Annotated in this window: 10 protein-coding genes; 7 read left to right on the top strand and 3 right to left on the bottom strand. The window is 39.0% G+C overall.

All coding sequences use genetic code 11. The features are described 5' to 3' along the window. Positions 1–76: 76 nt before the first annotated feature. The 4 genes from cymR (at position 77) to ACKVEV_RS09505 (ending at position 3,711) form a co-directional block, all read left to right on the top strand. Positions 77–496, top strand: coding sequence for a cysteine metabolism transcriptional regulator CymR (gene cymR / locus ACKVEV_RS09520; protein ID WP_107893790.1), 420 nt, complete (start codon positions 77–79; stop codon positions 494–496). A 115-nt stretch (positions 497–611) separates the two neighbouring features. Then, positions 612–1,757, top strand: coding sequence for a cysteine desulfurase family protein (locus ACKVEV_RS09515; RefSeq protein ID WP_409370143.1), 1,146 nt, complete (start codon positions 612–614; stop codon positions 1,755–1,757). A 90-nt stretch (positions 1,758–1,847) separates the two neighbouring features. Continuing rightward, positions 1,848–2,972 carry a tRNA 2-thiouridine(34) synthase MnmA gene (gene mnmA, locus ACKVEV_RS09510; RefSeq protein WP_409370142.1) on the top strand — a complete coding sequence of 375 codons (1,125 nt, stop codon included), beginning with the start codon at positions 1,848–1,850 and terminating at the stop codon, positions 2,970–2,972. Between the two features lie 79 nt (positions 2,973–3,051). Then, positions 3,052–3,711 (top strand): tetratricopeptide repeat protein, encoded by a 660-nt coding sequence (locus ACKVEV_RS09505; protein ID WP_409370141.1) that lies wholly within the window; start codon positions 3,052–3,054, stop codon positions 3,709–3,711. A 277-nt stretch (positions 3,712–3,988) separates the two neighbouring features. Here ACKVEV_RS09505 and ACKVEV_RS09500 read toward each other — a convergent pair whose 3' ends face one another. The 3 genes from ACKVEV_RS09500 to hisA all read right to left on the bottom strand — a co-directional run bounded on the left by ACKVEV_RS09500 (position 3,989) and on the right by hisA (position 5,985). Beyond that, on the bottom strand, positions 3,989–4,729 hold the full coding sequence (locus ACKVEV_RS09500) for a GTP pyrophosphokinase family protein (RefSeq protein ID WP_409370140.1): 741 nt from the start codon (positions 4,727–4,729) through the stop codon (positions 3,989–3,991). A gap of 204 nt (positions 4,730–4,933) precedes the next feature. Next, positions 4,934–5,221 carry a hypothetical protein gene (locus tag ACKVEV_RS09495; protein ID WP_409370139.1) on the bottom strand — a complete coding sequence of 96 codons (288 nt, stop codon included), beginning with the start codon at positions 5,219–5,221 and terminating at the stop codon, positions 4,934–4,936. Continuing rightward, positions 5,218–5,985, bottom strand: coding sequence for a phosphoribosylformimino-5-aminoimidazole carboxamide ribotide isomerase (hisA, locus tag ACKVEV_RS09490; RefSeq protein ID WP_409370138.1), 768 nt, complete (start codon positions 5,983–5,985; stop codon positions 5,218–5,220). The genes ACKVEV_RS09495 and hisA overlap by 4 nt, the downstream gene beginning before the upstream one ends. Positions 5,986–6,176: 191 nt before the next feature. Here hisA and ACKVEV_RS09485 point away from each other — a divergent pair, with 191 nt between their 5' ends. The 3 genes from ACKVEV_RS09485 (at position 6,177) to hpaB (ending at position 12,181) form a co-directional block, all read left to right on the top strand. Next, a complete protein-coding gene (locus ACKVEV_RS09485) occupies positions 6,177–8,618 on the top strand; it encodes an ATP-dependent RecD-like DNA helicase (RefSeq protein WP_409370137.1) in 2,442 nt (813 codons plus the stop codon). 32 nt (positions 8,619–8,650) lie between these two features. After that, the gene (locus ACKVEV_RS09480; protein WP_409370136.1) at positions 8,651–10,345 is read left to right on the top strand and encodes a polysaccharide deacetylase family protein; all 1,695 of its coding nucleotides are present in this window, start codon (positions 8,651–8,653) and stop codon (positions 10,343–10,345) included. Positions 10,346–10,741: 396 nt separating this feature from the next. Beyond that, on the top strand, positions 10,742–12,181 hold the full coding sequence (hpaB, locus tag ACKVEV_RS09475; RefSeq protein WP_409370135.1) for a 4-hydroxyphenylacetate 3-monooxygenase, oxygenase component: 1,440 nt from the start codon (positions 10,742–10,744) through the stop codon (positions 12,179–12,181). Positions 12,182–12,306: the final 125 nt, after the last annotated feature.

Raw genomic sequence — 12,306 nt, 5'->3', positions numbered from 1 at the left:
TATTTCCGAGTTCTTCAAGCGGAGATTATGATATACTGTTGGTAGTATTTTGACTAGACTAATTGAGGGTGATAAAATGAAAATTTCGACAAAGGGCCGCTACGGTCTCACGATTATGATTGAATTGGCAAAACATTATGGCGAAGGGCCAATTCCACTACGTAAAATTGCTGCTGAAAAGGAACTGTCAGAAGCTTACTTAGAGCAACTTGTATCGCCATTGCGCAATTCAGGATTAGTAAAAAGTGTGCGTGGCGCTTATGGTGGTTACATGCTTGCGAATCCACCAAGTGAAATCTCTGCAGCGAATGTTATAAGTGTTTTAGAAGGGCCCATTCAGCCTGTAGAGGGAATTGAAAATGAGGAAGCACCTCAACGTGAACTGTGGCTTCGAATCCGAGATGCGGTGAAAAATGTATTAGATACTACGTCAATTGAGGATTTAGCACAGTACACAGAAGAAAATGTAGTAGACGGCTATATGTTCTATATTTAAAATTTTTATGCTAAAGCACCTTTAAAGGTTTAGACGCTTTCTTTTTAGGTAATCCATGTAAGATGGCGCTCTTAGCAACCGTGCTTTAGTGTTTTCGTATAAAGGAGTTTTCAACATGAATTCATACATCTACCTTGATCATGCAGCGACATCCCCGATGAATGACAAGGTAATAGACGCCATGACCTTAGCGATGCGTGATGTATATGGCAACGCATCAAGTATTCACGGAGCAGGACGAGAGGCGCGTAAATATTTAGATAATGCACGAGATGTTCTTGCACAATCGATAGGTGCTAAGTCAGGGGAAATTATTTTAACAAGCGGCGGAACAGAAGCTGATAATACGGCTATTATTGGTACGGTGACAGCACGTGCTGCTGAAGGAAAGCATATCATTACAACTCAGATTGAACATCATGCGGTGTTACATACTTGTGAGAAGTTGGAGCGTGATGGCTTTGAAGTGACGTATTTACCTGTTGATGCCAATGGACGTATTACTGTTGATGCAGTAAAAGAGGCGCTTCGTGAAGATACTATTCTCGTAACCATTATGTATGGTAATAACGAGGTCGGTTCCATTCAGCCAATCGCTGAAATAGGTGAGTTATTGCGTGAACATAAAGCGACGTTCCATACAGATGCCGTTCAAGCTTATGGCTTAGAGACAATTGATGTTGAAGCGTTACAAGTTGATTTATTAAGTGTATCTGCCCATAAAATTAATGGACCTAAAGGAATTGGCTTCCTTTATCAAAAAACAGGCACACCACTTGCTAGTTATGCGCTGGGCGGTGCCCAAGAGAGAAAACGCCGTGCTGGTACAGAAAATGTACCTGCAGTTATTGGCTTTGCTACAGCAGTTCAAAGTGCAAGTGAGTTGCGCGAAGATAAGCGAACACTGTACAATCGCTTTAAACAAATTATGCTTGACGTTTTTAAACAAGAGCAGCTCGTTTTCCATGTGAATGGCGATACAGAAAATGTCCTTCCACACGTCTTGAATGTCAGCTTTGCGCATATGGAGGTAGAGTCCTTTTTAGTGAACCTTGATATGGCTGGTATTTATGCATCGAGTGGTTCTGCATGCACTGCAGGGACAATTGATCCTTCACATGTGTTAGTTGCCATGTATGGTCAAGGGGCAGAGGAGTTACGCAACTCGATTCGTTTTAGCTTTGGCCAAGGCTTAACAGAAGAAGCTGTGCGCCAAGCAGCAGAAAAAACAGCAGCCATTGTGAAAAAACTGGCAAAATAATTTGGGTATTGATGTAACGTTCAACCGAAGCTTTGTTAGCAAAAAGCGCAATTCGGTTTAAATGAATTGAAAAAAGAAAAGGTGACCACAATGATCGAAACACGTGACCCATCACAAATTCGTGTCGTCGTCGGCATGTCAGGTGGGGTAGACTCTTCTGTTGCTGCTTATTTATTAAAGCAACAAGGGTATGAAGTAATCGGGATTTTTATGAAAAACTGGGATGATACAGACGAAAATGGCGTATGTACAGCAACAGAAGATTATGAAGATGTCATTAAAGTATGCAATCAAATCGGCATTCCTTATTATGCAGTCAATTTTGAAAAGCAATATTGGGATAAAGTTTTCACATACTTTTTAGAAGAATATAAAGCAGGACGTACACCAAATCCTGACGTCATGTGTAATAAGGAAATTAAGTTTAAAGCTTTCCTAGAACATGCGATGGATCTTGGTGCTGATTACTTAGCAACAGGTCATTATGCACGCATTGATCGTAGTGCTGATGGCGAAGTACGTATGCTTCGTGGAATAGATGAAAATAAGGACCAAACATATTTCCTTAACCAATTATCACAAGAGCAATTAGCGCATGTTATGTTCCCAATTGGCGATATTGAGAAAAAAGAAGTGCGTAAAATTGCTGAAGAGGCTGGTCTTGCGACAGCCAAGAAAAAGGATTCAACAGGAATTTGCTTTATTGGAGAGCGTAATTTCAAAGAATTCTTAAGTCAATATTTACCAGCTCAACCTGGCAAAATGGAAACAATGGACGGCGTTGTGATGGGACAACATGATGGTTTAATGTACTATACACTAGGTCAACGTCATGGTCTTGGTATAGGCGGAGACGGTGAGCCGTGGTTCGTACTTGGAAAAGACTTAGAACGCAATGTGTTACTTGTCGGTCAAGGTTTCCATAACGATGCGTTGTATTCAACATCTTTAACAGCAGTAAAAATGGGCTACACTTCGACAAAAAAATTGCCCGGGAAATTTTCATGTACGGCAAAATTCCGCTATCGCCAAACAGATACACCTGTTGAGGTCGAAATTTTAGAAGATGGACGCACACATATTGTCTTTGCTGAACCGGTTCGTGCTATTACACCAGGACAAGCAGTTGTTTTATATGACGGAGAAGTTTGCTTAGGTGGCGGTACAATCGATGAAGTATTTAAAAATAACGAAAAACTGACATATGTCGGGTAATTAGTGAAAAGACTGCAATATACTGAAACGAAAAAACGATAAGATTTGCAGTCTTTTCGCTACATAGAGGTGAAATAATTTGGATTTTAACGAGCAAGGCATTCAAGCTTTTCAAGAGAAGCGTTATGAAGATGCTGCACAACTATTTACCCAAGCAATTGAAGCAGAGCCGGACAATGCAATTGGCTATGTGAATTTTGGGAATTTATTAGCTGTGTTAGATGATACAGAGCGAGCTGAACGTTTTTTTCAAAAGGCCATTACTGTCGATGAAACAGCCGCTACTGCCTATTATGGCTTAGCAAATTTATATTATAATGCGGAACGTTATGCAGAAGCGTTAAAATTGTATGAGCAAGCGGTCCAGCACAAAATAGCAGGTGCGGATGTCTATTATATGATGGGGAAATGCTTTGAACGGATGGAAAATCCGAAGCTGGCATTACCTTATTTGCAGCGCGCGGCTGAAATTGCGCCTGAAGATACACAGATTCGCTTGGCTTACGCTATCGTGCTCTGTGCATTAGAAATGTTTGAAGAAGGTAAGAAGGAATTAGATTATTTAATCGAGCAGGATTGGAATAATGCAGATGCTCATTATAATTTAGGCGTTTTATATGCAGTTTCTACTGAACAAACAGAAGACGCGATGTATCATTTGAAGCAAGCATTTACCATTCAACCAGAATATGACCAAGCGCGTTATATTTACGATATGATTGCCCAACGATTTAATTAAAGCGGGTGGGACAAAACTTAAAGATATGAAACAAGGACAAAGTTGTCAGCCATTCTTTCTTTTGCAAGAATAAAACTCTAGTTGATGGTAGCGAAGGCGGTGACTCCTGCGGGAACAGCACACAATGTAAGACGCAACAAACCGCGCGCTAGCGAGGGTTGCGGCTTACGGTGTGCCCGCGGAAAGCACCGCCGTAGCGGACATCAACGGTAACAAAAAAGTGATAGATTGATTTCAGTCAATCTATCACTTTTTTTATTTTGTTCAGCTTGAATCCTTATTTGCTATCTTTAACTGACTTATCAAATGTGAGCTGCGATAAGTATTGTGCTAAATGGGCGATCGGTGTTGTTTCTAAAAGGGATGGCTCTTGTTCGTTGGCCTTTAAAATATTGATTTCTTTATTGAGCCTTTCCATTTTACGATCTAATTCAGCAGCCTGTAGTGCTGCATCTTTTAATTCCGTGCGAATATGTGCTGGTACTTCTTTGTTATATTTATAGTAAATTTTATGTTCCAAACTTGCCCAAAAATCCATTGCAATCGTGCGAATTTGTATTTCCGTATAAACTTTTTCCATACGATCAGACATAAAGATTGGAATTTTAATAATAAGGTGAAGACTTTGATAGCCATTGTCTTTCGGATTAGCAATATAATCTTTTACATCGACGACTTCAATATCATTTTGTGCTTGGAGCATCGCACTAATTTTATATATATCTTCGACAAAAGAGCATGTAATACGGATGCCTGCAATATCACGAATATTGTCGCGAATACTTTCGATGGCAGGTGGAAGCTCTTTTTTCTGCATTTTCATTAATATACTTTTAGGTGATTTGAGACGAGTGGAGACATGCTCAATTGGATTATATTCATGTATCAGTTTAAATTCTTCTTGGAGAATATTGATTTTCGTTTCAACTTCATTTATTGCAAATTTATAAGCTAAAAAGAAGCGGGTAAGTTCTGTTTGAAGTGTTTTATAGGTGATAGCTTCAAGTTCATTTTTCATAGTAAAATAAATCCTTTCTGTCAAAAAAATCGTGCGATCCGTGTTGCCTAAAGAACTACTCCTACAAGCAAGCTTAACAAAAAGAAGGGATAATTAAAAATTTGTGCTCTACAAAAAATATGACACCTATAGAGGTTACTTTTCTGCTTTTAAAATAAAAAATACTTCGAACGGTGAAGCTGTCGAAGTATTTTGTCCGCGTTATTAAACTATTATTTTAGCGTTTAAATTGTAACGCTTATTAAATTCATCAACGAATAATTGTAAGTCGATATAAGTGCCGATGTAAGGTTCAGTTTCTAAATCGCGAAGAAAGCTGCAAGTTGCTTTTAATGATTTAGAAAACTCCAGTAACATTTGTTCGTTATCAAGCTGGATGTGTAAAGATAACGAATCGTCTAATGTATTTACTTTGAAATATTTGCCATCGATAATCCGTTCTAAATTGGTCTCTTTAAATGGAAATACATAATCATTATAAATAAGTTTCACAGTACCCCGCCTTTTTTACAATAGTTTACCACTTCAGAATAAGGTAAATCTCCACCGAAAATTGATAGTGAGCTTCCGATTGTGACATGAAGCTTACCGTTGGATAAAGTTTTAAATGTTTCTAAGTCGTCCAATGAACGAACGCCACCAGCATAAGTTGTTGGAATGGATGTCCAAGCAGCTAAATCTCGCACGAGACTTTCTTGCATACCATTTTTTTTTCCTTCTACATCGACAGCGTGAATAAGTAACTCATCACAAAATCCCTCGATATAGGCTATGGTCTCTGCGTTCACTTCAAAGTCACTAAATGTCGTCCATTTATCTGTCACAACAAACCATTTGCCATCACGCATTTTGCAACTCAAATCAATAACTAAGTGTTTTTTACCAATCGCCTGTACAAGTTGCTCTAAACGATGCACATCGAGCTGGCCATCATGAAAAATAAAAGATGTGACGATCACATGCGAAGCACCTGCATTTATGTATTTTTTGGCGTTTTCTGAAGTAATTCCGCCACCGACTTGTAAACCACCTGGATAAGCTGACAATGCGGCTAATGCAGCTTGTTCATTGCCGCTGCCAAGCAGGATCACATGACCACCTTTTAATTGGTCTTGGGCAAACATGTTCGCATAATAGCTAGCGTCATAATCTGAAATAAAATTTTCAATCACTTCTTGATTTGTATGTCCTAGCGTACTTCCAACAATTTGTTTTACTTTGCCATCGTGTAAATCAATGCAAGGTCTAAATTCCAATCGCTTCACATTCCTTCCAAACAACAAGTTCATTATATATATCATAGCATGCTTAGTGTTAAAATAGCGGTAAATCATCATTTGTCAAAATTATGTTAAAAATTTTTAGGATTTTATTGATAAAACGATATTTCTTAATCTGCTGTGGTAAAATAAAAAGATTGAAATCAACGAGAAAGGACGAATCGATCATGACTGAAAATCTGAATTTATTTGAGCTGAATAAGCTTTTTATTCTCGGACGTCCTATTGTCTCCATTTTCCACAATTCGCAAAATATGTACTCAATCGTACGTGTGAAAATTCAAGAAACAAATTTGCAATATGATGATAAGGAAATTATTGTAGTTGGTTATTTTCCTCAACTGCAAATGGATGAACAGTACCGTTTTACAGGAATTATGAGACAACATCCAAAATATGGTGTACAATTTCAAGTTGAGACGTTTACAAAAGAAGTGCCCGCTACTGAGCAAGGAATCGTTCACTACTTATCAAGTGACTTATTTGTTGGTATTGGCAAGAAAACGGCTGAAACAATTGTTGAAAAACTTGGTGCAAATGCAATCCGTCGTATATTAGAAGATCCGAATGTCCTAGATGCAGTACCTCGTCTCTCTGCGGAAAAAAAGGAAGTTATCCATCGGACGATTGAGCAAAACCTTGGCTTAGAACGTGTTATGATTCAACTGAACGAATGGGGATTTGGCCCGCAACTCGGTATGAAAATTTATCAAACGTATCGTACAGAAACGATTGATTTTTTGACGGAGAATCCTTATCGACTCATTGAAGATGTGGATGGTGTCGGTTTCTTTCGGGCAGATGAACTTGGTGCAAAATTAGGAATTACGGGCAATCATCCAGACCGTATTAAGGCGGCCATTTTACATATTCTAAATACAGCTGCATTATCGGATGGTCATGTATTTTTAGATGCAGAGCATGTGTTACCGCAAGTGAAAGGTATGCTTGAGCAAAGCCAGCGTCAAGAAATACCATATGAAGCTATTTCTAAAGCATGTATTGAAATGCGTGAAGAAAATAAAATATATGGTGAAGAAACAAGACTATATTTGCCATCGCTCTATTTTTCTGAAATAGGCATTGCGTCAAAAATTATTGCTTTAACTGAACGCAATAGTCAGGCGAAGCATTTTAGTAAAGATGAAATTCGCAAGGCTATCGGTGATACGGAAGCTTTTCTCAACGTTACCTATGCGGAAACGCAAGCAAATGCCATTGAACAAGCGCTGAATTCGGCTGTGATGATTTTAACGGGTGGTCCTGGGACAGGGAAAACGACGGTTGTCAGAGGGATTGTAGAAGTATACGCCAAGCTTCATGGGCTATCGCTTAATCCTAAGGAATATGCACAAAAAGAAGAGCCATTCCCAATCATTTTATGTGCGCCAACAGGTCGTGCTGCTAAACGATTAGCCGAATCGACGGAACTACCTGCTATGACAATTCACCGCTTGTTAGGTTTTACTGGTCAGGAGAAAGAGGAAGAAACGGAGCGCGAAGTAACTGGTAAACTGATTATTGTCGATGAAATGTCTATGGTGGATACATGGCTTGCCCATCAATTATTAAAATCATTGCATGAAGATGTTCAAGTTGTGTTTGTTGGAGATCAGGATCAGTTACCACCAGTAGGACCTGGACAAGTATTGAAAGATTTACTTGCATCAAAACAAATTCCGACTGTTGAACTGACAGATGTTTATCGTCAGGCGGAAGGTTCAACGATTATTGAGCTTGCCCATCAAATTAAGCGCGGTACTATTCCGCAAGATTTGACGATGAAAACATCGGATCGTTCATTTATTAAAGCTTCATCAGATCAAGTGGCGAACGTTGTCACGCAAGTTGTTAAAAGTGCAGTGACAAAAGGGCAAGAAATTCGTAATATCCAAGTTTTAGCGCCCATGTATAAAGGGCCGGCTGGCATTGATAATTTAAATAAAATGATTCAAGACCTTGTGAATCCGAATGATACGGGTTCAAGAAAGGAACTTGTTTTTGGCGATGTTACGTATCGCATTAAAGATAAAGTACTGCAGCTTGTTAATCAGCCAGAAAGTAATGTCTTTAACGGTGATATGGGAGAGGTCATTAGTATTATTAAAGCGAAAGAAACGATTGATAAGCAAGATTTGCTTGTTGTGTCATTTGACGGCATAGAAGTTACTTACCAACGTAGCGACCTTAATCAGTTAACATTAGCTTATTGTTGTTCTATCCATAAATCACAGGGCTCAGAGTTTCAAACAGTCATTATGCCGGTTGTGCGTGGCTATTCTAAAATGCTTCGTCGGAATTTGTTATATACCGGTATTACAAGGGCGAAAAACTTCTTAATTTTATGCGGTGAGCCAGATGTTTTAGCGAATGGCTTACAACGTACAGATGATTTACAACGATTTACATCACTTCGAGCAAGATTGAACCCAATGGAAGCAGTCAATGAGGTTGTTGAAGTAGAAGTGATAGACGAGGAAACAAAGGAAGTAGAAGGCCAACAAGAGGCTTCTACGGCTGTTCTACAGCTAACTGTAGAAACGGTGCCTACTATTCATCCGATGATTGGCATGGAAGGTATTTCTCCATACGATTTTATGGATGAGTAATGATCAAAAATTAGCTTTATGAGGTGAAGAAAGTGAAACGCATCGTATTATTGCTCCTTGTCATGCTGGTAGTACCCTTTGCACAGAAGGTCCACGCCAGCAATATTGTGATTCAAGTGAATGAGGAAGCAACTGTCTTTGATAATCGTTCAGGCTCGCTTGAACAAGTCGGAACATTATCGGGAGGACAAACATTTGAAGTAACAAAAGATTATGGAGCCAACTGGTGGCAAATTCGATGGGGAGGCAATTACGGTTATGTTGATAAACGATACACAACCGTTGTTCCTACCATTACATATAAAAATACCGTGCCATCAGTTGCCAAAATCAAAGATTTTATCGTAGCAACAAAAGTAACGCCTATTTATGACAATACGGGCAATAAGCTCGTGCAATTTGCCACGTTATCGCAAGGTGTTCGTTTTCCAATTTATAGCAGAATGGGTAGTTGGTACGGAATTGCTGTGAACGGCCGACTAGGTTATGTACATAGTAATTTTGTGAAGGAAGAAAAAGGTCAAGACACAACAGATACATCAACAAAGCCAAGTGAAAAGCCAAAACCAACGCCTACACCACCGAGTAAACAAAATGGTTATATTGAAGCATTAGAAAATACGGTTCTTTATGATCTTCGTCGAGAACAACCGATGACGATTGCCACGCTTTTAAAAGGTCAACAGCTTGAAGTGTCCAGTGTAGGAGATGAAACGTATGTTCAAGTTCGTTGGGGCAAGACGTTTGTCTATGCTGAAAAGGCCAAAGTAAAGTTTGTTAACACACCTAATTATAAAAATAGCGGCAGGGATCTTGCCGTAAATAATCAATTTTTCATTCCGATTTCGGGCAACAGTGAAATTTATGACCGTACGGCAAATCAATTACAGCCATTTGCAAAGCTTGATACCAATCGACGTTATCCTATTTTACGTAAAGAAGCCAATTGGTATGTCACAACAATCGGTGGACGAGAAGGTTATATTCACAGCTCTAAAGTAGCTTTAGATCGCGGTGTACCAGTTATGATGTATCACCATTTATTGAAAGCAAATGAGCTTGGACGCTTTACAAACGTAAGTACGACAATGACTGATACGCAATTTGCCAATGAAATGAAGTACTTGAAAGATAAAAAATTTGAAACGGTCAGTACGGCGGATTTATTGCGCTTCATGCGCAATGAAATTACATTGCCTGCCTATTCCATCGTGCTGACGTTTGATGATGGCTTATTATCGACGCGAGAATATGCCTATCCAATATTAAAAAAATATGGCTTTCAAGCAACACAATTTTTAATTACGTATCGTAATGAATATTCGCCAGCCGAGCAAATGTTTAATTATAATGATTTACAAGCACTTTCACGACAAGATATGGAGCGTATGCAAGATGTCTTTACGTATGAGTCTCACACATATAATTTACATGATATGATCGGCAATAAAGGAAAAATGCTCCTTATCCCATACCATGAGGTCGTGCAAGACTTGAAGCGGAGTGTAACCATTATTCCGGGAGCAAAAGCATTTGCCTATCCATTTGGTCAATATACGACTAATACCATTTACGCGGTAAAAGAAGCTGGATTTGCGATGGCTTTTTCAACAAGACCTGGTTACAACAACCCGTATGATGATGTATACCAAATTAAACGCTTATATAGCGATCAACAAACGAGTCTCGCGCAGTACAAAAAAATGGTCTCACCTTACGCACAATAAATCTTTACACAGTCGTTAGGGCAAAGTAAAAGAAGTGTTAGATTGATGGCAGTCAATCTAACACTTTTTTCTATGCCGTTGTTGTCCGCTACGGCGGTGCTGTCCGCGGGCACGCCGTAAGCCGCAACCCTCGCTAACGCGCGGGCTTGTTGCGTCTTACGTGCTGTGCGTTCCCGCAGGAGTCACCGCCTTCGCTACCAACAACTAGTGTTTGTTTTCTTCTGATTTTTTTACTATTGCAAAAGGGTGAATAGCTAAGGCTTTATTCATTGAGCAAATCAGAAATTTCGTGCTTAGCAATCAAGTCCTGTAAAAGTAGCAAAGGAACGATTCAGCCTAAAAGGTCATATACTACATGAGAAATAAAAACATAGGTAATTTTTTAGGGGTGAATGTATGCCAGCAATAACAGGCCAGCAATATATTGAGCGCATCGATGCATTGCAAACGTATATATCAATAGATGGGGAAGTCGTAACAGGGAAAGTTTCTGAACATCCTGCGTTTAAAGGTGTAATGCAAAGTCAGGCGAAACTTTTTGATTTACAGCATGATGACAAGTTACAGGACAGTATGACCTATGTATCACCAACGAGTAACCAGCGGGTGGGGATGTCCTTTCTGCAAGTGACAACGGCCGAAGATTTAGTGAAAAGACGCCATGCTGCTCGGCAGTGGGCTTTATCTAATCATGGATTTATGGGGAGAAGTCCAGATTATATGAACACCACATTAATGGCATTAGCCTCAGCAGCTGAATATTTAAAAGATAAAGCAAATTGTTTTCCTGATCATTTGTTAAAATTTTATGAATACGCGCGTGAAAATGATTTAACAATGACACATACGTTTATTGAACCGCAAGTTAACCGAAGAAGATTTTATTATGAAGATGAAGATGTCATTATAGCGGCAAAAATTGTTGATAAAACGAGTCAAGGCTTAGTAATTAAAGGGGCAAGATTGCTTGCAACGCAAGGTGGCATTACTGACGAACTCCTTGTTTTATCGACAAACGGCTTTGATAAAGAAAAAGGCTTTGGCTTTTCCATACCGAGTAATACAAAAGGCTTAAAATTTTTATGTCGTCAGTCATTTGTTGGAGGTGAATCGACATACGACTATCCATTAAGCGCTCGCTTTGAAGAAATGGATGCCATCGTTGTCTTTGATCATGTCATTGTTCCGTGGGAGCGCGTATTTTATTATGAAAATAACGAAGTCGCTAATAACTTTATGAATATAAGTGGCTTCCAAGCTTATTCCTTACATCAAGTATTATCTCGTCAAATTGCAAAAACGGAATTTGTTTTAGGCGTTGTGCAATCCATCGTGGATACGATTAATATTGGTGAATATCAGCATGTACAACAAAAAGTAGTCGATATTATAGTGGCATTAGAAACAATGAAGGCTTTCTTACTAAAGTCGGAACTTGAAGCAAAAAGGGATGACTTTGGTTTTATTCGACCTGATCAGCCGACATTACAAGTAGCTATTCATGTGTTCCCAAAAGTCTATCCGACCTTTACAGAAATCATCCAATTGCTTGGTGCTAGTGGATTAATGTCTATTCCAAGTGAAAAAGCATTTGCGGCGGATAATGGCGATTTGGAGCACTATTTACAGTCATTTAAAGATGGTGGAGAAGACCGTGTAAAAAAATTCCGACTTGCATGGGATTTAACGATGAGTACGTTTGGCACAAGACAAACGTTATATGAGCGATTTTTCTTCGGAGATCCTGTACGCTTAGCAGGCTTGCTGTATCAATCGTATAATCGTGAACAATATATCCAACGTGTAGAAGACTTCCTGAAAAATGACGATGAATGAAATGCAATGATTGACAGAAGAACATAATTTTTTTATAATGTGCGTTATAAAATAGAAAAAACGATGATGGAACAAGTACGTATTTGTGCGTGTAGAAGAAAGGGATTTCTAGGCTGAAAAAATCC

This window comes from Lysinibacillus sp. 38-6, from assembly GCF_046245175.1.
GTDB lineage: Bacteria > Bacillota > Bacilli > Bacillales_A > Planococcaceae > Lysinibacillus.
The sequence above is the reverse complement of the archived record's forward strand: the minus strand, read 5'-3'. Positions and strand labels throughout refer to the sequence as shown.